The sequence below is a fragment of the Streptomyces sp. NPDC048442 genome (assembly GCF_040651475.1).
Classification (GTDB): domain Bacteria; phylum Actinomycetota; class Actinomycetes; order Streptomycetales; family Streptomycetaceae; genus Streptomyces.
Window position 1 is genome coordinate 19514 of sequence record NZ_JBEZKB010000005.1, and the last position, 22669, is coordinate 42182.

Consider the following 22669-nt stretch of genomic DNA (forward strand, 5'->3'; position numbering starts at 1 on the left):
CTTTAACGGCCGCCACCGACAATTCAGCCGGGAGGCGGCGCACCGCTCCCGGCACCCCTCCCCGCCAGGCGTTTCTCTTCGCGGCGCTGTGCACGACGGCGGCGGAACCGCCTGATCCGGCTCGCCAGGAAGACCAGTATCACCAGCCCGGTCAGCAGCAGCGCCGCGGCGATCGAGGCCGCCGCGACCGGATGGAATATGGCGAAGGTGATGACCCCCGCGACGCCCAGGTCCTCCGCGGTGCTCACCACGATGTTGCTGAACGGCTCGGGCGAGGTGTTCACCGCCATCCGCGTCCCGGCCTTGACCAGATGGCTGACCAGTGCGGTCGAACCGCCCACCGCGCCGGCCGCCAGCTCCGGCAGCGAGCCGTTCTGCCCGGCGAGCAGCGCTCCGACGACCGCGCCAGCGATCGGCCGGATCACCGTGTGGACGCTGTCCCAGAGCGAGTCCAGGTACGGGATCTTGTCGTTGACCGCCTCGCACAGGAAGAGGATTCCGGCGACCACCAGGACATCGGTGCGCTGCAGCGAGGCAGGCACCTCGTCGGTCAGTCCGGTCGCGCCGAAGACGCCGAGGAGCAGGACCACCGCATAGGCGTTGATTCCGCTGGCCCAGCCACTGGTGAAGACGAGAGGGAGTACGGACACGGACGTGATCGTAGCCAGTTGCCGCCGGGCGCGACTGAGGTGGAACACGCAGGCTTGAGTATCCGTACCTAGTACGAGAGATGAGTAGGTACGCGGATGGGCTCCCACCTGGGGACACGACAGAGTGGTGAGCACGGAAGGGGCGCCGACGCCGAGACCGCCGACACGGGGCGGCGGAAGCGGCGCGGCTCCCTGGACGTAACGGGGCACGGGGGTGACGCACCGGTCCGGTGAGGCTCGGGGGGATCGAGCCTCACCGGACCGGTGTTTTTCGTGGCTGCAGGGTCTGCCGTGCCTTCAGCGTCTGCCGTGCCTGCCGCGCGCGCTCAGCGCTGGGTGCCGCCCACCCGCCCGTGCAGCAGCCTGGACAGCGCCGAGTGGACGTCGTCCAGGGAGCGCTCGCTCTGGAACGCCTGCCAGTCCAGCGCGGCCACCAGCACCATCCCGACCAGCGCCGCGGCGGTCAGCGGGATGTCGATCTCCTCGGTCAGCTCCCCGTTCGCGACGCCCTCGGTGAGGACGGTCTCGACGACGGCCACCGCCTGCTGGCGCACCACCAGGAGCGTCGACTGCCAGGCCCGGTTGGTGCGCCACAGCTCGGCCACGTACAGCTGGGTGAAGGCCGGGTAGCGGTCGATGAAGAGCAGACCGGCCCGGATCATCGCGTCCAGTGCCTCGACCTTGGTGCCGCCTCTTGAGGCGGTCTCGTCGGCCGCCTCCTGGAGGGACGCGGTGAGCAGCCCGACGCCGTACCGCAGCAGCTCCTCGAAGAGCTCGCTCTTGCTCTTGAAGTTGTAGTACACCGTGCCCTTGGCGACACCGGCCCGCTCGGCGATCTCCTCCACCGTGGTCGAGGAGAAGCCCTTCTCGGCGATGAGCGTCACGGCCGCCTCATAGAGCTTCTGCCGGGTGTTGCGGCGGCGCGTGCTGGTGCTGTCCATGGAGTGGATTCTCCCAGGTCTCCCGGCTTCCGCGGCGCTCTCGGGGCGTACCGGCGGGGTGCTCACAGGCTCAGCTCCGGGTGCAGCCGGTCCAGCGTCCAGACCTGCTTGCGCCGGGCGGACAGGGCGGTGAGGGCGAGCGCCCCCGCGGTGAAGGCGGCCAGCACCAGGCTGCCCGTCCAGACCGGTTCCAGACCGCCACCGGAGATCAGCCTGCGCAGCCCCTCGACGACGTACGTCATGGGCAGGAAGGGATGGATCGCGTTGAAGAAGCCCGGAGACGTCTGGACGGGGTACGTGCCGCCCGCCGACGTCAGCTGAAGCATCAGCACGGCGAGCACCAGGATGCGTCCCGCCGCACCGAAGCGGGCGTTCAGCCACTGGATGATCGCCGCGAAGCAGCACGTCACCAGGGCCAGGAAGCCCAGTGTCCCGGCGGTGCGGGCCATCTCCAGGCCGAGCCCCCAGTGCAGTACGGACATCAGGGCGGCGATCTGGAGCACGCCGAGCGCGGCGACCGGCAGCCAGCCCGCGAAGGCGATCCGCCAGGCGGAGGCACCCGCGGCCAGCGCACGCCGGTTGAGCGGCTGGATCAGCATGTACGCCACCATCGCGCCGACCCACAGGGACAGCGGGATGAAGTACGGGGCGAAACCGGTGCCGTAGTTGGGCGCCTTGTGCATCGACTGCGAGGCGAGCTTGACCGGGTCGGCCATCACCTCGGTGCGCTTGTCCCGGGCGTCCTTGTCGTAGTCGGGGATCTTGGCCACGCCGTCGTGCAGCCCGCCGGCGAGCTTCCCGCTGCCGTCGGCGAGCTTGAAGAGGCCGCCGTCCAGGTTGTTCGCCCCGGTCTTCAGCTTGCCGACGCCCTTGTCGAGGTCGGTGGCGCCGGTACGGGCCGAGGAGAGGCCCATGTGCACCTTGTTCGCGCCCTGGGAGACCTGCTGGGCGCCCGAGTTCAGCGCGTTCACCTTCGCGACGGCGCCCTTGAGGTCGTCGTCCAGGTGCGGGGCCTTGCGGACGAGGTCCTCGGACTTGCTCTGGACGTCCTTGAGCCGGGTGTCGAGCAGAGCCAGGTCGCTGTTGCTGTCCTTGACCATGGCGTGGACGTCCTCGGCCACCGTGGCGGCCTCCTCGGCCGCCGTGACGCCCTTCTTGAGGATCGGGCAGGCCTTCGTGCGGGCGGCGTCCCGGGGATCGCCCTCGGTCCCCTCAGGGGCGGCGCCCTCGCAGAACTCCTTGTGCACGGCGGCCAGCTCGGTGGCGACCTTGCGTGACTCCTTCGCGGCGCCGGGAGCCCGCTTGACCAGGGTGTCCAGGTGGTTGCGGGTGATCTTCGAGGAGTCCGCGACGAGCTGCGCCGCGTGCGCGATCGACTGGCCGTCGTCCTTCAGGTACGGGCGGACCTGACCGGCGATCCCGTTGACCTTCGCGGAGAGCTGCTTGGTGCCGTCGGCGACCTGCTTGGCGCCGTTCGCGACGTCGCCCGCGCCCTTGTCGAGCTTCGTGATGCCGCCCGACAGGTCCCCGCTGCCCTTCTTGGCGCTCGTCAGCCCGTTGGCGAGGTCCTTGGACCCCTTCTTCGCCTTGCCGACACCCTTGTCGAGGTCGGTGGCGCCCTTGGCGGCCTTCTCGGTCGCGTCGTGGATGTCCGAGAACGAGATGAAGATCTTGTCGAGGAAGCTGCGGGAGGTGTTGGTGGAAGCAGCCCTGCGGACCTCGGAGAACACCGACCGGGAGATCTGCCCGACGATGTAGTTGTTGGCGTCGTTCGTACGCACCTGGAGTGCGCCCGTCTCCGGGGAGTCGCCCGAGCTGGAGGCGATCCGCTCGCTGAAGTCGGAAGGCATGGTCAGCGACAGGTAGTAACTGCCGCTCTCGACGCCGTCCTTGGCATCCTTCGCGCTCACTTCCTGCCAGTCGAAGACCTTGCTGTCGAGCAGCTTCTTGGTGATCTCGTCACCGGCGGCGATCTTCTTGCCCGCAGCGGTCGCACCCTTGTCGTCGTTGACGAGCGCCACGGGGATCTTGTCGAGCGACCCGTACGGGTCCCAGAAGGACCACAGGTACAGGGCTCCGTACAGCAGCGGCAGCAGCAGGAGCGCCACCAGCGCGGCCCTCGGCAGCTTCCCCCTGCCGAACCGCTTCAGCTCAAGAGCGGCCAGTTTCGGCGAGCGCATCGGCCGCCCCCTCCTCGGTCGAGTCCTGCGTCGTGTTCTTCGCTGTGTCTGTGTCTGCGGCAGCGCCTGTGCCTGCGTCCGCGCCTGTGCCTGCGTCTGCGTCCGCGCTTGTGTCTGCGCCGGTGGCGCCGTCGCCTCTTGAGGCGTCGGCCGCGGTGCTGATCCGCAGCGCGTCCGCCGGCGGCTCGCTGCACACGGCCAGCACCGTCGTCCCCGCCTCAGCCACCGACCGCAGCAGGTCCCACGCCTGCGCGCGCTCCGCGTCGGACAGCTTCAGGTCCGCGTCGTCCAGCGCCAGAAGCTGCGGCGAGGCCATCAGCGCCAGTCCGACGGACAGCCGCAGTGCCTCCAGCCGCTCCAGGTCCCGTACGGACGTGCGCTCGCCCTTGGGCAGCGAGGCGAGGTCGAGCCCCACCGCGGCCAGCGCGGCGTCGATCCTGGCTCGGGCCGCCGCCCGCCGCGCCGAGGGCCGCTGCAGCAGCGACCGCAGCGATCCGTCGAACCGGCGCTGCAGCAGGGCCCGTTCGCGCAGGTGCTCGGCGACGGTGAAGGCGGAGTCGAGCTCGCTCACGCCTGTCACGGGGCCCAGCGCGCTGATGCGGCGTACGCCCGCCAGCTGCTTCGGCAGCCGCAGGCCACCCACTTCGGCGTGGCCCTCGGTGGCACGCATGCGGCCGGTGAGCGCGAGCAGCAGACAGGTGCGGCCGGACCCGGAAGGACCCACGATCGCGACGAAAGAACCGGCGGGCGCGGTGCAGTCCACGCCTCGGAACGCCCAGCCGCGCGGGCCCTTCAGACCAAAGTTCACTGCGGTCACTGCTGTCCCGGTGTGCGGGCTGTCCACGCACCCTCCCCATTTTTGAACTGACCGGTCAGTCTAAAAGTATGCCCTCCGGGCCTTCGGGCAAAAGCCCAGGTCAGGCCGGATTGTCAGTGGCGTCCCTCACAGTGGGCACATACGGCCACAGCGCCGTTACCCGACGACAGGAGGCTCGTCATGGCTCGCGCTGGTGTCCACGCCGATGTTCACGCCGACGTCCACCCGGTGCAGCGCCGCTCCACGGCGCCGCCGGCCGCCCTCGACCTGCTCGCCCAGGCCCGCCAGGGGCTGGAGGAAGCCGTGGTCACCGAAGCCGCCCACGAGCGGTACGCCACGGCGCACCTGGCCGCGCTGCGCACCGCCGCCGCGGTCCTCGCCGCCCGTGGCCGCCCCGAGCCCACCCCGCGCCGCAGGCAGCGCATCCGCAGCGCCTGGGAGGTGCTGCCCGAGACCGCACCCGAACTGGCGGAGTGGAGCGCCCTGTTCGCCTCCGGCGCCGAGCGCAGGGCCCGCGCGGAAGCGGGCATACGAGGCGCGGCGAGCGCCAGGGACGCCGACGACCTGGTGCGCGACGCCGCGATGTTCCTCCGGATCGTCGAGCGGATGCTCGTACTCCAGCCGCTGCTCCCCAGGACCAGGGACGGACAGGAGGGGACCGGGCACGGCCAGGAGCCGGGCCCCGGGCAGACCCGGGACGCACCGGACCCCGCCCGGCACGCACCGGATCCCGCCCGAGGCGCATCGGACCCTGCCCGGAGTGCCCCGGACCCCGCCCCAGGCGCACCGGATCCCACCCGGCACACACCGGACCCCGGCACCCGGCCGGGCCCCGCGCAGGCGGGGTGACCTGGGCGGGGCCCGGGGGCCATTAGGCTGGGCGGGGCCTTGTCAGCGGGGTTGATCGCACCGTTCGCCCCGCACTGTTCGCCCCGCACCGTTCACCGAGGAGTCAATGCCGTGTCGGAATCGATGCGCCCCCGCGCCTCCCTCCGTACCGCCGTGGTCTGGGAGGTCCTCAAGGACGCCCTCGACCGCCGCGTCAAGGAAACCGGCCGCGAGAGCCTGGACGTCCTCGACACCGGTGGCGGCACCGGCAACTTCGCGGTGCCCGTCGCCAAGCTCGGCCACCGCGTCACCGTGGTCGACCCCAGCCCCAACGCCCTGTTCGCGCTGGAGCGCCGGGCCGCCGAGGCCGGGGTCGCCGACCGCGTCCGCGGAGTCCAGGGCGATGCGCTCGGCCTGTTCGACGTGGTCGAGCGCGACGGCTTCGACGCCGTCCTGGCCCATGGCGTCCTGGAGTACGTCGACGACCCGGCCGAGGGCCTGGGCAACGTGGTCGCGGCCCTGCGCCCGGCCGGCACGCTCAGCCTGCTCGCCGCCGGAAGCGGCGGCGCCGTCCTGGCCCGCGCCCTGGCCGGCCACTTCAACGAGGCCCGCCAGGCCCTCACCGACCCGGCGGGCCGCTGGGGCGAGGGCGACCCGGTGCCCCGCCGCTTCACCGCCGAGCAGCTCTCGGAGCTGGCCGACCGCGCGGGCGTCGAGGTCGGTGCCGTGCACGGCGTCCGGGTCTTCGCCGACCTGGTCCCCGGCGTCCTGGTCGACACCGAGCCGGGCGCCATGGAGGCCCTGCTGAAGCTGGAGGCGGCCGCCGCCGAGCTCCCCGCGTTCCACGCGGTGGCCACCCAGCTGCACGTACTGGGCGGAAAGCGGGCCTGAGCCGGAGCCCCGCAGCGCACCCGGCGACAGGCCCCGAGCACGTCCAGAACGCGTCGGGAGTGAGCACGTCCAGAACGCGTCGGGAGCGAGCGCGGAGTGAGCCCGGAGCGAGTCCGGATTGAGCCCCGAGTGCGTCTCGGGAGCGTCCGGAGGGCGTCACCAGCCGGTCCCCAGCGCGTCACCAGCCGGTCCGGAGCAGCTACCGGGCCCGTCCGGAGCAATGCCCGCCAACGCCCCGAACGGTCCCTCCACGGGGGCTGATCAGGGACGAGTCCGGGTACGAGTGAAGTACGGAGTCCGCCACAGGCCCCCCGATCAGCCGCCGGGCCCCGTATGATCGAAGGACACCGTCGGCATGACGGGTCGGCCGTTGGGGAATGCACGCTTCAACAGCCAAGCCGGCACGGCGGCCCGGATTGGCGAATTGGCGTAGAGGGCGGGTTTCACGGGGGCGATTCCCTGCCTATTCTGAAAGGGCCGCATCCGGTCGCCCCCCGCGACCGACGAGTAGGAGGACTCCGTGCCGCTCTCGGAGCACGAGCAGCGAATGCTCGAGCAAATGGAGCGAGCGCTGTACGCCGAAGATCCCAAATTCGCGACAGCGCTTGAGGGAAGCGGGCTGCGTACGTACACCCGGCGACGGGTCTACCAGGCGGTCGCAGGCTTTCTTGTGGGTATCGCGCTCCTCATGGCCGGAATGGTCGCCCAGCAAATCTGGGTGAGCGTGGTCGGCTTCCTTGTCATGCTCGGCTGTGCCGTCCTCGCGGTCACCGGATGGCGCAAGGCTCCCAAACCAGGCGAACAACCCGTTCCCGGCATGGCGGACGCAGGTCGCCGCCAGCCCAGGCAGCGCCGCTCGGTGATGAACCGCATAGAGCAGCGCTGGCAGCGCCGCCGCGACGAGCAGCAGGGCAGTTGACGCAGAACGAGCAGTAAGCGTGCGCACCACACCTGAGCAGTACCCGTGAGGGGGCGGCCACCAGACGGTGGCCGCCCCCTCACACATGTCCCCACCTCACTCCCGACGTCTCACCCGCGCTGACGGACCACCCGGCGCCGCACCGTCGCGGTCCACCCGTCCAGCCGCGGCCGTCGCGCCGACAGGCGGCCCGTCAGTGCCGACCAGCGCCCCGACAGCGCCCACGCCACCCGCACGGCCGAGCGCGGCAGCAGCAGCGCCCGCAGTCGCCTCCGCCGGTTCACGGCGTCCCACAGCCCGGCCCGTACCCGGTGCACATCGTCCACCAGGCCGCTGCTCGTCTGCGGCACCGGAGCGTAGAGCACCTGCTCCACCGCACCGGCCGCCCGGTGCACCGCCTCCGCCGGCGGACCCGCCAGCGAACCCAGCCGGACGATGCGCGCCGCCGTCTTGCGCGGCGTCTGCGAGTCGTCCGGCGCGATGCCCAGGTCCCACGCCGAGTCGGTGATCTCCCGCCAGGCCGCCAGGGTCCGGACCGCCGCGTCCGACGGCGTGCGCCCGCCCGAACCCAGCCGCCGGGCCCGTACCCGGGTGCGCCACAGCAGCGGAAGCGACGGCAGGAGTACGAGCGCCAGTACGCCCAGCGCGATCCCCACCACCGTGCCGGTAGGCGTACCCCTGTCGGTCGGGCGCGCCGGGCCCGCCTGCGCGTTCTGACCGCAGTTTCCCTGCCTCCGCTCGGCGGCAGGGCAGCTGTCCGACGGCTTCGGCGCCGCGGTCGGCGCGCTCGTCGCGCCGGTGGTCGGCTGCGCCGGGCTGCTCGGGCCGTCCGTCGGGGTCTCCTGCCGGGTGTACGAGGGCGCGTTGCCCCGGGTCGGGGTCGGTTCGAACCGGGTCCAGCCGATGCCCTCGAAATACAGCTCGGGCCAGGCGTGCGCGTCCCGCAGCCCGACCGACATCGTCTGGTCCGACCTCGCCGTGCCCGGCGTGAAGCCCACCGCGACCCGCGCCGGGATGTCCAGCGTCCGCGCCATCGCCGTCATCGAGAAGGAGAAGTGGACGCAGAAGCCCTCCTTCTGCTTCAGGAAGTTGACGATGGCCTTCGAGCCGGTACCCGACTGCACCTGGGTGTCGTATGTGAAGCCGCCCTCGGAGGCGAACCATTTCTGGAGCAGGACCGCCCGCTCGTAGTCGTTGCCCGCGCCCTTCGTCACCTGGAGCGCCGTCTGCTTCACCACCGGCGGCAGGTCCCCCGGCACCTTGGTGTACTCCTTGCGCAGCCCGGGAGGGGTGGGCGGGGCCTTCGCCAGGTCCTCCTTCGTCGGCTGCACGGCCAGGCTGCGGACGGTGTACTTGACGCCGCTGGTGGTCTGGCCCCCGTCGCCGATCAGGGTGCGGCCCTCCGGCTCGTACCGCCAGCGCCCGTCGATGTCGACCTGCGACGCGGGGAAGGGCATCGGCAGCCAGATCTGGGAGTACGACCCGGCGGCCGAGATGTTGGTGGCGATCTCGGTGGTGGGGACGTCGGGGCGCAGGCCCGCGGGGCGGGGCAGCGGGTTGGCCACGTCCTTGAGCTTGCGCTCGGAGGACTTCCACGCGGTGCCGTCGAACTCGTCCAGGGCGAGGAGCCGCAGATACATGTCCTGCGTCTGCTGCGCCGTCGTCCTGTAGCGCAGCACCTCGCGGTCGACCGGCTGGTTGAGGCTCTCCTGGAGGGAGACCACGGGGTTCACCGCGGAGATGGTGCCGCCGCCCCCGCTTCCGCCGCGCCCCGGTCCGCTCCCGCCCAGCAGGCCGCCGTTCAGGGCGGGCAGCAGGGCCGGGACCAGTACGGCGACGCCCAGGGTGAGGACGCCGATGCGCCGTCCGGTACGGATCGGGGCGAGCGGCACACCGCTGCCCCGGTCCAGCCCCGCGGCGCTCTGCCGCGGCGCCCCCTGGGCGGCCCCGCCGAACACCCGGCCCCACTGCGCGAGGCGGTCCCGGCCCTCGGCCAGGAGCAGCAGCAGATAGCCGGACGCGGCCAGCAGGAAGTACAGCCAGCTCGCGCCGCCGCCCGAAAGACCCGCGGCCACCGAGTACAGGGCGAGCAGCGGCAGCCCGGCGGGGGCCGCGCTGCGGAACGTCACGGCGAGGGTGTCCACCGTGAGCCCGATCAGCAGCACCCCGCCGATCAGCATCAGCCGGATGCCCTCGGACGCCGGTGCCGGAATGGCGTACCGGTTGATGTCGGCGGACCCCGTGCTCAGCAGCCGCCCGAACTCCTCGACCGCGTCAGGGCCCGGGAGCACCCCGGCCACCGCCTTCGTCCCCGCGAACAGCAGGGTCACCAGCAGCATCGAGACGACCAGCTGGACCGTCACCGTCAGCGCCCTGGCCAGCGGCACCCGCCGCGCCAGCGCACCGACGCCCGCCTGCACGGCGAGCAGGACCGCCGCCGTGACGAACCAGCCCGCGTCCGTCACCAGCGGAATCAGCGCCGCGGACGCCATCAGGGTGGCGGCCAGCGCACAGAGCGTCATCCGCCCGCGCCCGCTCACGACCGGCCCCCGCTGAACACGTCCGCGCTGAACACGTCCGCGCTGAACCCGTCCGCGCTGAACAGGCCCCCGCTGAACCCGTCCTCGCGCACGAGCCAGGTCCCGCTCATGACCAGCCCCCCGAGATCCCCGACATCCCCGATGTTCCCGTCTTCATGCTCTTCAAGTCGACGCCGCCCGTGCGCTGCGCCTCCGCCTGCCGCCACAGGTCGGGCAGCGGCGCCCCCGGCGGTACGGAGACCGCCGTCCAGCCCGCGTCGCGCAGCAGCCGCAGCCGGTCCTCGGCCTTCTCCCGCAGGGCACCCGAGGGATCCGCCCCCTCGGCCCACAGCGCGCTGTCCGTGACGAACGCGACCGCCCCGCCGCTGCGCTGCCGCATCTGCGCCGCCACCGCCGCCTGCTCGTCGTCGAGGTCACCGAAGAAGGCGATCAGCAGCCCTTCGTTGCCGCCCCTCAGGACGTCGTACGAGGGGGACAGACCGCCGCCCTCGGAGTGCCCGACGACCGCGAGGGTGTCCAGCATCAGCCCGGCCGAGTCCGCCGACTCCTGTGTGGAACCGGCGAATCCGCCCCCGCCGTCACCCGGCACCGAGGTCCCGTCGTCCGTCAACAGCCGTACCGAAAAGCCCCGTTCGAGCATGTGCACCAGCGAGGACGCCGCCCCCGACACCGCCCACTCGAACGCCGAGCCGGGCCCTGCCCCCAGGTAGGCGGCCCGCCGGGTGTCGAGCAGCACCGTGCAGCGGGCCCGCTGCGGCTGCTCCTCGCGGCGCACCATCAGCTCGCCGTAGCGCGCGGTGGAGCGCCAGTGCACCCGGCGCAGGTCGTCGCCGTGCCGGTAGCCGCGCGGAATGATGTCGTCCTCGCCGGCCAGCGCGAGCGACCGCAGCCGCCCGTCGCCGTACCCGTTGGCCTCGCCCGTCAGCCGTACCGGAGGCAGCGCCTCCACCCGGGGGATCACCGTCAGTGTGTCGTACGCGCTGAACGAGCGGCTCAGCTCGCACATCCCGAACGGGTCCGTCAGCCGCAGCTGCAGCGGACCCAGCGGATACCGTCCGCGCAGGTCGGAGCGGACCCGGTAGGACACCTCGCGCCGCCCGCCCGCCTCCACCTTGTCCAGTACGAAGCGGGGGCGCGGCCCCAGCACGTACGGCACCCGGTCCTGGAGCATCAGGAGCCCGGTGGGCAGCCGCGAGACGTTCTCCATCCGCAGGTGCACCCGGGCCTCGGAACCGGCGGGCACCCGTGCCGGGGTCAGCCGGCGGCTGCCCGCGACCCGGTAGCGCGTGCGGTACAGCACCACCACGCACATCAGCGGCAGCACGGCCAGCAGCAGCCCCACCCGCAGCAGGTCGCCCTGCCCCAGGACGTACGCGCAGACCGCCGCGGCGAGACCGGCGGCCAGGAAGGACCGGCCGCGCGTGGTCAGCCCGGACAGCGCCGCCCGGAGGCCGTTCTTCTCCCCGGCGTCCTTCTCCCCGGGCCCGGCCTCGGGGCCCGCCCCCGACATCACAGCGGCCGGACGCCGGGCGTGCCGTACGGCGGTGCGGGCGCGGCACCGCTGGTGGGCACGGGGATGCGCTGGAGGATGTCCAGCACGACCTGCTCGGAGGTGCGCCGGTTCAGCTGGGCCTGCGCCGTCGGCAGCAGCCGGTGCGCGAGGACCGCCACCGCCAGTGCCTGTACGTCGTCGGGCAGCGCGTACTCCCGGCCGCTGAGCGCGGCGGAGGCCTTCGCGGCCCGCAGCAGGTGCAGGGTGGCGCGCGGCGAGGCGCCCAGGCGCAGGTCGGGGTGGGTGCGGGTGGCGCCGACCAGCTCGACCGCGTAGCGCCGTACCGCGTCCGCGACGTGCACCGTACGGACGGCGTCGATCAGCTTCACGATGTCGTGCGCGTGCGCCACCGGCTGGAGGTCGGCCAGCGGGGAGAGCCCGCCGTGCACGTCCAGCATCTGCAGTTCCGCCTCGGGGGAGGGGTAACCGATGGAGACGCGGGCCATGAAGCGGTCGCGCTGGGCCTCGGGGAGGGGGTAGGTGCCCTCCATCTCGACCGGGTTCTGGGTGGCCACCACCATGAACGGGTTGGGCAGCTCGTAGGTCTGGCCGTCGATGGTGACCTGCCGCTCCTCCATGGACTCCAGGAGCGCGGACTGGGTCTTGGGCGACGCACGGTTGATCTCGTCGCCGATCACGATCTGCGCGAAGATCGCGCCCGGCTTGAACTCGAAGTCGCGCCGCTGCTGGTCGAAGATCGACACCCCGGTGATGTCGGACGGCAGCAGGTCGGGCGTGAACTGGATCCGGCGCACCGAACAGTCGATGGATCTCGCCAGGGCCTTCGCCAGCATCGTCTTGCCCACGCCCGGCACGTCCTCTATGAGGAGGTGCCCCTCGGCGAGCAGCACGGTCAGCGAAAGCCGTACGACCTCAGGCTTGCCCTCGATCACAGCCTCCACCGACCTGCGGATCCGCTCCGCTGTGGTGGTCAGATCTGTGAGGCTCGCTCGATCGTCATAGGTCGTCACCCGGCCCTCCTCGGCCCTTTCGGGCCGGCGTCACGACGACGCGAGCGGCCCACCCCGAAACACGGACAGCGCGGCCGGAGGGTTCCCGGCCGCCATGTCCTCCACGCATTCTTGTTGCCGTTACCGCTTCGTGTCACTCGCCTGTGGACAAGTGCATGCGAAATGCCGGAGTTAGGGCTTTTTTGTACGCACTCGGACCGGGTCCCGGCCCGTATCCCGGACCGGATCCCCGTCCGGACCTCAGGCCGGGTCGATCTCCCGCAGCAGGCCCTGCGTGACGTCGAAGACGAACCCGCGTACGTCGTCGGTGTGCAGCAGGAACGGCGAGGTCCGTACCCGCTGCATCGACTGCCGTACGTCCTGGTCCACGTCCCGGAAGGCCTCGACGGCCCAGGAAGGACGCTGGCCCACCTCGTCCTCCAGCTCGTGCCGGAAGTCCTCGGTGAGGCTCTCCAGACCGCAGTTGGTGTGGTGGATGAGTATGACGCTCCGGGTGCCGAGCGCCCGCTGGCTGATGGTGAGCGACCGGATCACGTCGTCCGTGACCACGCCGCCCGCGTTGCGGATGGTGTGGCAGTCGCCGAGCTCCAGGCCCAGCGCGTCGTGGAGGTCGAGGCGGGCGTCCATGCAGGCGACCACGGCGACGTGCAGCACGGGGCGCGCGTCCATACCCGGGTCCTCGAAGCCGGCGGCGTACCGCTGATTGGCCGAGACGAGACGGTCGATGACCGTCGGGTCGTCAGGGCCTTCGGTGAACGATGCGGAAGTCGACATGACTATGACGTTAATGGTCATGGAAGCGCCGGGCCTGCCGGGGTGGGGGAAAAAGAACGTCAACCCGTCCCGTTGTGAGCTAACCCACAGGGTCTTCTCAAGGGGTGGATCGCTTCCCTCGTACGAGTGAAAGACCGGCCGGAGGGTCTGTCGCGGGCACGGCGCGCGGTGTGCCGCCCGTTGATTGACCGCGAGGACCGGTGGACTAAAGTGACGCGTTGTACGAAATCCAGTAGTTCCCCAGCGCGCGCGGCAGTGCAGCTCTTTTACCACTGCGTACGGTCCGGCCTCCGCCCGCTCGTCGGTCGGCCCCTGCGGCCGGCTCCCCTTCCCGAGCGGGTGGGGACCAGGCCGTACGTATACGGAAACCTCAGCCGCGCGCCCCTGTCTGAGAGGGCGCATGAGCCAGTCCCGACACGTCCCGGTGATGCTCCAGCGGTGCCTGGACATGTTGGCCCCGGCCATTTCCGAGCCAGGAGCGGTCGTCGTCGACTGCACCCTCGGACTCGGCGGCCACAGTGAAGCCCTCCTCACCCAGTTCCCTTCAGTCCGCCTGATCGGGCTCGACCGGGACAAGGAGGCGCTGCGGCTCTCCGGCGAGCGCCTCGCCCCCTTCGGTGACCGTGCCACCCTCGTGCACGCGGTGTACGACGAGCTGCCCGAGGTCCTGGAGAAGCTGGGCATCGCGCGCGTGCAGGGCGTCCTGTTCGACCTGGGCGTCTCCTCGATGCAGCTCGACGAGGCCGACCGCGGCTTCGCGTACGCGCAGGACGCCCCGCTGGACATGCGGATGGACCAGTCGGCCGGCGTCAGCGCCGCCGAGGTCCTCAATACGTACGCGCCCGGCGAGCTGGTCCGCATCCTGCGCCAGTACGGTGAGGAGAAGCAGGCCAAGCGGATCGTCTCCGCCGTCGTGCGCGAGCGCGACAAGAACCCCTTCACCAACAGCGCCCGGCTCGTCGAGCTGATCCGCGACTCGCTGCCGCAGGCCGCCAAGCGCACCGGCGGCAACCCCGCCAAGCGCACCTTCCAGGCGCTGCGCATCGAGGTCAACGGCGAACTCGACAGCGTGGAGGCCGCCATTCCGGCCGCCGTGAAGGCGATCTCGGTCGGCGGCCGGGTCGTCGTCATGTCGTACCAGTCGCTCGAAGACCGCATCGTGAAGCAGGTCTTCGCGGCGGGCGCCGCCAACACCGCGCCGGCCGGGCTGCCGGTCGTCCCCGAGCGCTACCAGCCGCGCCTCAAGCTCCTCACCCGCGGCGCCGAACTGCCCACCGAGGAAGAGGTCGCCGAGAACCGCAGGGCGGCCCCCGCCCGGCTGCGTGGCGCCCAGCGCATCCGGGAGGAAGAAGCCGAGTGAGCAGACCGGCCAGGCAGTTGAGGGGCAGGCAGTCGAGGGGCGGGCAGCTGAGAGGGAGGGCGGCGAAGCTCTCCGAGCTGCTGCCGGCGGGCCCCCACCAGGCGGCGCGCACTCCCTTCGTGCTGCTGGTCGTGGTGCTGCTCGGCGGCGGGCTGATCTGCCTGCTCATTTTGAACTCGGCGCTCAACGAGGGCTCGTTCCGGCTGAACGACCTCAAGAAGCAGACCACCGAGCTCACCGACGAGGAGCAGGCGCTCCAGCGAGACGTCGACGACCGCTCCGCCCCCGGCGCCCTGGAGCGCCGGGCCAGGGAGCTCGGCATGGTCCCCGGCGGCTCGCCCGCCTTCCTCGGCCCCGACGGCAAGGTCCGCGGCACGCCCAGCCAGGCCCCGCCGCCGGAGCCCGCCCCCGAGCCCGTACGGCCGCAGAAAGCACCCGCTCCGCCGCCACCTGCGGGCGCGACCACCCCTGCGGGCGCGACCACCCCGGCGGCCCCGCCCGCATCCCACGCCCCGCCGGCGCCGCGGACCTCATCGGCCCCACCGGCCGCGTCCACCACGCCGCCGCCCGCGCAGCATCCCCCGACGACCCCCGGCAGGTGACGCAGTGCCCCCGACGAAGGAACCACCGCGCCGGCGGGTCCCCGCCCCCGGCCGCCCGGCCGCCCGCAGGCCCGCAGCCCGCCCCGCCGCCGGGAAGGCGAAGCCGAGGGGCAAGACGCTTCGGCTCGGCAGCCCCAAGCCCCGGCTGCGGTTCGTCAGCCTCGGGCTGACGCTGGTGATGCTGGCCTTCGTCGTACGGCTCTTCCAGGTGCAGGCCGTCGACGCGGCCACGTACACCGACAAGGCCGAACGGCAGCGGCAGGCCCGGCACACGCTGACCGCCGAGCGCGGCGAGATCACCGACCGCAGCGGCATCGCACTGGCCGCCAGCGTCGACGCGCACGACATCACCGCCGACCCCTGGATGTACGCCCCGGAGCAGGCCAAGATCCCGGACGCGCCGCAGCAGGTCGCCGCGATCCTCGCCCCGATCCTCGGCAGGCCCCCCGCCGAGCTGGCGAAGAAGCTCGCCACGCCCAAGACGCGGTACGTCGTTCTGGCCCGCCGTCAGACCCCGCAGGTCTGGAAGCAGATCAAGGACCTCAAGAGCGTGTACGGGGACCGGGCCGCCGTCGCGAACAAGCGCAAGCCCGACTCCGCCGTCAACCTCCTCGGCGGCATCCTCCAGGAGGCCAGCAGCACCCGCGTGTACCCCAACGGCGACCTGGCCGCCGGAATACTGGGCTTCGTCAACGCCGCGGGCCGCGGCGCAGGCGGCCTGGAGGTCCAGCTCGACAAGGAACTCGCGGGCAAGGACGGCGAGGTCACCTTCGCCCAGGCGAACGGCCGCCGGGTGCCCACCGCCGGCGCCAACGAGACCCCCGCCGTGCCCGGCTCCGACATCGAGCTCACCATCGACCGCGACATCCAGTGGGCCGCGCAGAGCGCCATCGAGGAACAGGTCAAGAAGTCCAAGGCCGACCGCGGGTACGTCATAGTGCAGGACACGGTGACCGGCGAGGTGCTGGCCATGGCCAACGCGCCAGGCTTTGACCCCAACGACCTCTCGCAGGCGAACGCCGCCGCGATGGGCAACGCCGCCCTCCAGGACGCGTACGAACCCGGCTCCACCAGCAAGATCATGTCCATGGCGGCCGTGCTGGAGGAGAAGGCGGCCACCCCCGCCACCCACGTCGTCGTCCCCAACCGCCTCAAGAGGGGCGACCGCCTCTTCAAGGACGACATCGACCACCCGACCTGGAACCTCACCCTCAACGGGGTCCTCGCCAAGTCCTCCAACATCGGCACCATCCTGGCCACCGGAGAGCTCGGCAACACCCAGCCCGAGGCGAACCAGGTCCTCCACTCGTACCTGACGAAGTTCGGCATCGGCCGGCGCAGCGGTCTCGGCTTCCCCGGCGAGACGTCCGGCATCCTGGCCCCGCCGGACAAGTGGAGCACCTCGCAGCAGTACACGATCCCCTTCGGCCAGGGCCTCTCCCTCAACGCGATGCAGGCGGCGTCCGTGTACTCCACGATCGCCAACGGGGGAGTGCGGATCGAGCCCACCCTCGTACGCGGTACGAAGGGCCCGGACGGACGTTTCTCGCCCGCCCCCGCCCCGAAGAAGACCCGCGTGGTCAGCGACCGGACGGCCAAGACCCTCGCCCAGATGCTGGAGTCCGTCGTCGACGACGAGGAGGGCACCGGCACCAAGGCCCGCATCCCCGGCTACCGGGTCGGCGGCAAGACCGGCACCTCCAACCGGGTGGATCCGCTGACCGGCCGCTACAAGGGCTACACCGCGTCCTTCGCCGGGTTCGCGCCCGCCGACAAGCCGCGGGTCACCGTCTACTGCGCCATCCAGAACCCCACGAAGGGCAGCTACTTCGGCGGCCAGATCTGCGGCCCGATCTACAAGCAGGTCATGGAGTTCGCCCTGAAGACCCGCCAGGTCGCCCCGACCGGCGGCACACCCGCCCACCTCCCGGTCTCCTTCACACCGGGGTCCTGACCGGGCCCGACCGGAATCCGGGGCGCCGAACCGCCAATCCTCTGTACCGAAGCGGAAACCCTCAGTGACAACCCTCACCAACGACCTCCGAAAACGGGTTGCACAGGCCCCCTGCTTTCGCCCGGAGCCCGGTCCGCCGGGTACGCTCACCGCCGTGCCACACGCTGATCAGTCCCAAACCACCCAGAAGGACGCCCCGGTGAACTACCCCGGAGCGCCCAGGCCGGACCGGGTCCGCCCGACGACCCTCGGGGAGCTGGCCGAACGGCTGGGCATCGAGTCCCCAGGACCTGGAGAGACCACCGGAATCACCCACGACTCCCGCGCGGTCCGCCCCGGCGACATCTACGCGGCCCTGCCCGGCGCACGCTTCCACGGCGCCGACTTCGCCTCGCAGGCCGCCGAACTCGGTGCCGCCGCGGTCCTCACCGACCCGACGGGCGCCGAACGCGCCGCCGCGACAGGACTGCCCGTCCTCGCCGTCGAGAACCCGCGCGCCCGCATGGGCCAGCTCGCCGCCGACATCTACGGAAACCCCGGCCGCGACCTGCTCCAGATCGGCATCACCGGAACCTCGGGCAAGACCACCACCGCGTACCTCGTGGAGGGCGGCCTCAAGCAGGCCGGAGACCTCCCCGGGCTCATCGGTACGGTCGAGATGCGGATCGGCGACGAGCGCATCAAGTCCGAGCGGACCACCCCCGAGGCCACCGACCTGCAGGCCCTGTTCGCGGTGATGCGCGAACGGGGCGTCAAGTCGGTCGCCATGGAGGTCTCCAGCCACGCCCTGGTGCTCGGCCGGGTCGACGCCTGCGTCTTCGACGTGGCCGTCTTCAACAACCTGAGCCCCGAGCACATGGAGTTCCACTCCGACATGGAGGACTACTTCCGGGCGAAGGCGCAGCTCTTCACCCCGGAGCGGTCCCGGCTCGGCGTCCTCAACTTCGACGACGAGTACGGCCGCCGCCTGGTCACCGAGGCGACCGTGCCGGTGATCACGTTCTCCGCCGAGGGCCACCCGGACGCCGACTGGCGCGCCGAGAAGGTCGAGGTCGGGCCGCAGACCAGCACGTTCACGGCTCTGGGCCCGCAGGGCGAGCACGTCCGTGCGACCGCCCCGCTGCCGGGCCCGTTCAACGTCGCCAACACCCTCGCCGCGATCGTCACCCTGGCCGCCGCCGGGTACGACCCGCAGACCGCCGCCGACGGCATCGCCGCGGTCCCCGGCGTCCCGGGCCGCCTGGAGCGCGTCGACGCGGGCCAGGACTTCCTCGCCGTCGTCGACTACGCCCACAAGACGGACGCCGTCGAATCGGTGCTGCGCGCCCTGCGCAAGGTCACCGAGGGCGAGGTGCACATCGTGCTCGGCTGCGGCGGCGACCGCGACCAGCAGAAGCGCGGCCCCATGGGCGCGGCGGCCGCACGGCTCGCCGACACCGCCGTACTGACCTCCGACAACCCCCGTTCCGAGGACCCCCTCGCGATCCTCGCGGCCATGCTCGCGGGCGCCGCCGAGGTGCCCGCCCACGAGCGTGGCGACGTCGCCGTGTTCGAGGACCGGGCCGCCGCGATCGCCGAGGCCGTCGCCCGTGCGAAGAGCGGCGACACCGTCCTCGTGGCGGGCAAGGGCCACGAACAGGGCCAGGACATCGCCGGAGTGGTCCGCCCCTTCGACGACCGCAAGGTGCTGCGCGACGCCATCGAGCGCCGCCGGCACGAGATGGGATGAAGCAGTGATCGCCCTCTCCCTCGCCGAGATCGCCGACCTCGTCAGCGGACAGCCGCACGACATACCGGACAGTGAAGTCACCGTCACGGGCCCGGTCGTCATCGACTCCCGCCAGGTCCGCCCCGGCAGCCTCTTCGCCGCGTACGCCGGTGAACGCGTCGACGGCCACGACTACGCGCGGCGCGCCATCGACGCGGGAGCGGTGGCCGTGCTGGCCACCCGACCCGTCGGCGTGCCGGCGATCGTCGTCCCCGACGTGACCGAGGCGCTCGGTGCACTCGCCCGCAGCGTCGTCGGGCGCCTGGGCGCCGACGTGGTGGCCCTCACCGGCTCCGCGGGCAAGACCAGCACCAAGGACCTGATCGCCCAGCTCCTGGAGCGCAAGGCGCCCACGGTGTACACGGAAGGCAGCCTCAACAACGAGATCGGCCTCCCGCTCACCGCCCTGCGGACCGTCGAGGACACCCGGCACCTGGTCCTGGAGATGGGCGCCCGGGGCATCGGCCACATCCGCCATCTGACGGAGCTCGTCCCGCCGCGCATCGGACTCGTGCTCAACGTCGGGACCGCGCACGTCGGTGAGTTCGGCAGCCGCGAGAACATCGCCCTGGCCAAGGGCGAAATGGTGGAGTCGCTGCCGGCGGACGGCGTCGCCGTACTCAACGCCGACGACGGTCTCGTACGGGAGATGGCGTCCCGCACCACGGCGCGCGTCCTCTTCTTCGGCGAGTCCGCATCCGCAGACGTACGCGGCGAAAACGTCCGGCTCACCGAGGACGGCCGCCCGGCCTTCACGCTCCACACACCCTCCGGGTGCAGTGACGTGACCATGCGGCTGTACGGTGAGCACCACGTGTCGAACGCGCTCGCCGCGGCCGCCGTCGCCCATGAGCTGGGCCTGTCCGTCGACGAGATCGCCGTGGCGCTCTCCGAGGCGGGGACCCTCTCCCGCTGGCGCATGGAGGTCACCGAGCGGCCTGACGGCGTGACGGTTGTCAACGACGCCTACAACGCGAACCCCGAATCCATGCGAGCCGCCCTGCGCGCGCTCGTGTCCATGGGCAAGGGACGTCGTACGTGGGCGGTGCTCGGTCACATGGCCGAGCTGGGGGACACCTCACTCGTCGAGCACGACGCGGTCGGACGGCTCGCCGTCCGGCTCAACGTCAGCAAGCTGGTGGCGGTCGGGGGCCGAGAGGCGTCCTGGCTGCAACTGGGCGCCTATAACGAGGGTTCGTGGGGTGAGGAGTCGGTGCACGTGTCCGACACGCAGGCGGCGATCGACCTGTTGCGCAAGGAACTGCGCCCGGGAGACGTCGTGCTGGTGAAGGCATCCAGGTCGGTCGGCCTCGAAGCGGTCGCCCAGGCACTGCTCGATCCCGCCACCGAGGGTGAGGTCGCAGGCGCATGAGCCAGATCCTCTTCGCAGGGGCCATCGGCCTCTTCCTGACGCTCATCGGCACACCGCTGCTGATCAAGCTGCTGGCCCGCAAGGGCTACGGCCAGTTCATCCGCGACGACGGACCCCGCGGCCACCACGGCAAGCGCGGTACGCCCACCATGGGCGGCATCGCCTTCATCCTGGCCACGCTCATCGCGTACGCCCTGACGAAGGTGCTGACCTCCAGTCAGCCGACGCTGTCGGGCCTGCTGGTGCTGTTCCTGATGGCGGGCATGGGCCTGGTCGGCTTCCTCGACGACTACATCAAGATCGTCAAGCAGCGCTCGCTCGGCCTGCGCGCCAAGGCGAAGATGCTCGGCCAGCTGATCGTCGGCATCGCCTTCGCGGTGCTCTCGCTCAACTTCGCCGACAGCCGCGGCCAGACCCCGGCGTCCGACCGGCTCTCCTTCGTCACGGACTTCGGCTGGTCGATCACGCCCGTGCTGTTCGTGGTGTGGGCGCTGTTCATGATCCTCGCGATGTCGAACGGCGTGAACCTCACCGACGGCCTCGACGGACTCGCCACCGGCGCCTCCGTGATGGTCTTCGGCGCGTACACCTTCATCGGCCTGTGGCAGTTCCAGGAGTCCTGCGCCAACGCGACGAGCCTCACCAACCCCAACGCCTGCTTCGAGGTACGGGACCCGCTCGACCTCGCGGTCGTGGCCTCCGCCCTGATGGGCTCCTGCTTCGGCTTCCTGTGGTGGAACACCTCGCCCGCCAAGATCTTCATGGGCGACACCGGCTCGCTGGCACTGGGCGGCGCGCTCGCAGGTCTGGCGATCTGCTCCCGCACGCAGCTGCTGATGGCCATCCTCGGCGGACTCTTCGTCCTCATCACCATGTCGGTGGTCATCCAGGTCGGCTCGTTCAAGATGACCCGCAAGCGGGTCTTCCGGATGGCACCGCTCCAGCACCACTTCGAACTCAAGGGGTGGTCGGAAGTCCTTGTCGTGGTCCGCTTCTGGATCATCCAGGGCATGTGCGTGATCGTCGGTCTCGGTCTCTTCTACGCAGGATGGGCAGCCGGCAAGTGACCACCCGGGAATCCTGGAACGGCCAGAGCATCACCGTCGCCGGCCTCGGCGTGAGCGGCATCAGCGCCGCCCGCGCCCTGGCCGGCCTCGGCGCCCGCGTCACCGTCGTCGACGGCGGCGACAGCGCCGCGCACCGGGCCCGCGCGGCGGAGCTCGAAGGCGAAGGCATCGCCGTACGTCTGGCGGACGCGGACACCCTCCCCGAGGGCACCGGACTCATCGTCACCTCGCCCGGCTGGAAGCCCTCCAGCCCCCTCTTCGAGGCGGCGGCGAAGGCGGGGGTCGACGTCGTCGGCGACGTCGAGATCGCCTGGCGGCTGCGCGGCCCCGGCGCCGCCCCCTGGCTCGCCATCACCGGCACCAACGGCAAGACCACCACCACCCAGATGCTCGCGTCGATCCTGACCGCGGCCGGCCTGCGCACCGCGGCCGTCGGCAACATCGGCACCCCGATCATCGACGTGGTCCTGCAGGACGACGCGTACGACGTCCTCGCCGTCGAGCTCTCCAGCTACCAGCTGCACTGGGCCCCGTCCCTGCGCGCCCACTCCGCCGCCGTGCTCAACCTGGCGCCGGACCACCTCGACTGGCACGGCTCCATGGACGCCTACGCCCTCGACAAGGGCCGCATCTATGAGGGCAACGAGGTCGCCTGCGTCTACAACGTCGCCGACCCCGCCACCGAGCACCTGGTCGTCGAGGCCGACGTGACGGAGGGCTGCCGCGCGATCGGCTTCACCCTCGGCTCCCCGGGCCCCTCCCAGCTGGGCATCGTCGACGGCATCCTCGTCGACCGCGCCTTCGTGGCGAACCGGCAGAAGAACGCCCAGGAGCTCGCCGAGGTCTCCGACGTGCGCCCCGCCGCCCCGCACAACCTCGCCAACGCCCTCGCGGCCGCCGCGCTGGCCCGTGCGTACGGCGTGAAGCCCGCAGCCGTACGAGAGGGCCTGCGCGCCTTCCGCCCGGACGCGCACCGCATCGAGCACGTCGCGGACGTGGCAGGCGTCGCGTACGTCGACGACTCCAAGGCCACCAACACGCACGCAGCCGAGGCGTCGCTGGCCGCGTACGAGTCCATCGTCTGGATCGCCGGCGGCCTCGCCAAGGGCGCCACCTTCGACGAACTCGTCGAGAAGTCGGCAAAGCGACTGCGCGGCGCCGTCCTGATCGGCGCCGACCGTGCTCTCATCCGCGAAGCCCTCGCGCGACACGCACCCGAGGTGCCGGTGGTCGACCTCGACCGGACCGACACTGGGGCACTGGAGGCGGCGGTCCGTGCGGCGGCCGCACTCGCCGAGCCGGGGGACACGGTGCTGTTGGCCCCGGCCTGTGCCTCGATGGACATGTTCGCCAACTACAACAGGCGCGGCGAGGCCTTCGCCGACGCCGTACGCGAACTGGCCGAGGCCCAGGCGGACAACGGGCGGTAGACACCCCGGCCGATGATCCGGCCCCGGCTCATCGGCGCAACTGTTGTTGGAGG

The 22669-nt window shown here is 71.6% G+C and carries 17 protein-coding genes and 1 pseudogene; 10 read left to right on the top strand and 8 right to left on the bottom strand.

What is annotated here, in order from left to right; genetic code table 11:
• Positions 1-23: 23 nt before the first annotated feature.
• From AB0D18_RS09675 to AB0D18_RS09690, 4 genes are all read right to left on the bottom strand, one after another.
• A complete protein-coding gene (locus AB0D18_RS09675) occupies positions 24-650 on the bottom strand; it encodes a DUF4126 domain-containing protein (protein ID WP_362414785.1) in 627 nt (208 codons plus the stop codon).
• Between the two features lie 326 nt (positions 651-976).
• A complete protein-coding gene (locus AB0D18_RS09680) occupies positions 977-1591 on the bottom strand; it encodes a TetR/AcrR family transcriptional regulator (RefSeq protein WP_362414787.1) in 615 nt (204 codons plus the stop codon).
• Positions 1592-1653: 62 nt separating this feature from the next.
• Complete coding sequence (locus AB0D18_RS09685) at positions 1654-3771, bottom strand: YhgE/Pip domain-containing protein (protein ID WP_362414789.1); 2118 nt, start codon at positions 3769-3771, stop codon at positions 1654-1656.
• Complete coding sequence (locus AB0D18_RS09690) at positions 3743-4615, bottom strand: ATP-binding cassette domain-containing protein (RefSeq protein ID WP_362414791.1); 873 nt, start codon at positions 4613-4615, stop codon at positions 3743-3745. The genes AB0D18_RS09685 and AB0D18_RS09690 overlap by 29 nt, the downstream gene beginning before the upstream one ends.
• A 153-nt stretch (positions 4616-4768) precedes the next feature.
• On the opposite strand from AB0D18_RS09690, the pseudogene AB0D18_RS09695 reads away from it, so the two are divergent.
• The 3 genes and pseudogenes from AB0D18_RS09695 to AB0D18_RS09705 form a co-directional block, all read left to right on the top strand.
• Positions 4769-5224 (top strand): annotated as a pseudogene (locus AB0D18_RS09695) (SAV_6107 family HEPN domain-containing protein); the annotation flags it as partial.
• Between the two features lie 324 nt (positions 5225-5548).
• Complete coding sequence (locus AB0D18_RS09700) at positions 5549-6307, top strand: methyltransferase (protein WP_362414793.1); 759 nt, start codon at positions 5549-5551, stop codon at positions 6305-6307.
• A 520-nt stretch (positions 6308-6827) separates the two neighbouring features.
• Entirely contained in the window at positions 6828-7226 is a 399-nt protein-coding gene (locus AB0D18_RS09705) for a DUF3040 domain-containing protein (RefSeq protein WP_362414795.1), read from the top strand.
• Between the two features lie 110 nt (positions 7227-7336).
• Here AB0D18_RS09705 and AB0D18_RS09710 read toward each other — a convergent pair whose 3' ends face one another.
• The 4 genes from AB0D18_RS09710 to AB0D18_RS09725 all read right to left on the bottom strand — a co-directional run bounded on the left by AB0D18_RS09710 (position 7337) and on the right by AB0D18_RS09725 (position 13063).
• Positions 7337-9766 carry a DUF3488 and transglutaminase-like domain-containing protein gene (locus AB0D18_RS09710; RefSeq protein ID WP_362414797.1) on the bottom strand — a complete coding sequence of 810 codons (2430 nt, stop codon included), beginning with the start codon at positions 9764-9766 and terminating at the stop codon, positions 7337-7339.
• Between the two features lie 106 nt (positions 9767-9872).
• Entirely contained in the window at positions 9873-11276 is a 1404-nt protein-coding gene (locus tag AB0D18_RS09715; protein ID WP_362414799.1) for a DUF58 domain-containing protein, read from the bottom strand.
• The gene (locus tag AB0D18_RS09720) at positions 11276-12289 is read right to left on the bottom strand and encodes a MoxR family ATPase (RefSeq protein WP_362414801.1); all 1014 of its coding nucleotides are present in this window, start codon (positions 12287-12289) and stop codon (positions 11276-11278) included. The genes AB0D18_RS09715 and AB0D18_RS09720 overlap by 1 nt, the downstream gene beginning before the upstream one ends.
• Positions 12290-12529: 240 nt before the next feature.
• Positions 12530-13063 (bottom strand): carbonic anhydrase, encoded by a 534-nt coding sequence (locus tag AB0D18_RS09725; RefSeq protein WP_362414803.1) that lies wholly within the window; start codon positions 13061-13063, stop codon positions 12530-12532.
• A gap of 400 nt (positions 13064-13463) precedes the next feature.
• Between AB0D18_RS09725 and rsmH the strand changes: the two genes are divergently transcribed.
• From rsmH to murD, 7 genes are all read left to right on the top strand, one after another.
• Positions 13464-14423 (top strand): 16S rRNA (cytosine(1402)-N(4))-methyltransferase RsmH, encoded by a 960-nt coding sequence (gene rsmH, locus AB0D18_RS09730; RefSeq protein WP_362414805.1) that lies wholly within the window; start codon positions 13464-13466, stop codon positions 14421-14423.
• Positions 14420-15025, top strand: coding sequence for a hypothetical protein (locus AB0D18_RS09735; protein WP_362414807.1), 606 nt, complete (start codon positions 14420-14422; stop codon positions 15023-15025). The genes rsmH and AB0D18_RS09735 overlap by 4 nt, the downstream gene beginning before the upstream one ends.
• A gap of 4 nt (positions 15026-15029) precedes the next feature.
• On the top strand, positions 15030-16979 hold the full coding sequence (locus AB0D18_RS09740; protein ID WP_362414809.1) for a penicillin-binding protein 2: 1950 nt from the start codon (positions 15030-15032) through the stop codon (positions 16977-16979).
• Positions 16980-17133: 154 nt separating this feature from the next.
• Entirely contained in the window at positions 17134-18708 is a 1575-nt protein-coding gene (locus AB0D18_RS09745) for a UDP-N-acetylmuramoyl-L-alanyl-D-glutamate--2,6-diaminopimelate ligase (RefSeq protein ID WP_362414811.1), read from the top strand.
• Positions 18709-18712: 4 nt separating this feature from the next.
• Entirely contained in the window at positions 18713-20119 is a 1407-nt protein-coding gene (gene murF, locus AB0D18_RS09750) for a UDP-N-acetylmuramoyl-tripeptide--D-alanyl-D-alanine ligase (RefSeq protein ID WP_362414813.1), read from the top strand.
• Positions 20116-21186, top strand: a complete 1071-nt coding sequence (mraY, locus tag AB0D18_RS09755) for a phospho-N-acetylmuramoyl-pentapeptide-transferase (RefSeq protein WP_362414815.1) — start codon at positions 20116-20118, stop codon at positions 21184-21186. Before murF ends, mraY begins: the two co-directional genes overlap by 4 nt.
• The gene (gene murD / locus AB0D18_RS09760; RefSeq protein ID WP_362414817.1) at positions 21168-22616 is read left to right on the top strand and encodes a UDP-N-acetylmuramoyl-L-alanine--D-glutamate ligase; all 1449 of its coding nucleotides are present in this window, start codon (positions 21168-21170) and stop codon (positions 22614-22616) included. The genes mraY and murD overlap by 19 nt, the downstream gene beginning before the upstream one ends.
• The last annotated feature ends 53 nt before the right edge of the window (positions 22617-22669 follow it).

Excerpts from the sequence above, each read along its gene's own strand:
- AB0D18_RS09680 (WP_362414787.1), bottom strand. The coding sequence starts at position 1,591 with ATGGACAGCACCAGCACGCGCCGCCGCAACACCCGGCAGAAGCTCTAT.
- AB0D18_RS09685 (WP_362414789.1), bottom strand. The coding sequence starts at position 3,771 with ATGCGCTCGCCGAAACTGGCCGCTCTTGAGCTGAAGCGGTTCGGCAGG.
- AB0D18_RS09715 (WP_362414799.1), bottom strand. The coding sequence starts at position 11,276 with ATGTCGGGGGCGGGCCCCGAGGCCGGGCCCGGGGAGAAGGACGCCGGG.
- AB0D18_RS09725 (WP_362414803.1), bottom strand. The coding sequence starts at position 13,063 with ATGTCGACTTCCGCATCGTTCACCGAAGGCCCTGACGACCCGACGGTC.
- rsmH (WP_362414805.1), top strand. The coding sequence starts at position 13,464 with ATGAGCCAGTCCCGACACGTCCCGGTGATGCTCCAGCGGTGCCTGGAC.
- mraY (WP_362414815.1), top strand. The coding sequence starts at position 20,116 with ATGAGCCAGATCCTCTTCGCAGGGGCCATCGGCCTCTTCCTGACGCTC.
- murD (WP_362414817.1), top strand. The coding sequence starts at position 21,168 with ATGGGCAGCCGGCAAGTGACCACCCGGGAATCCTGGAACGGCCAGAGC.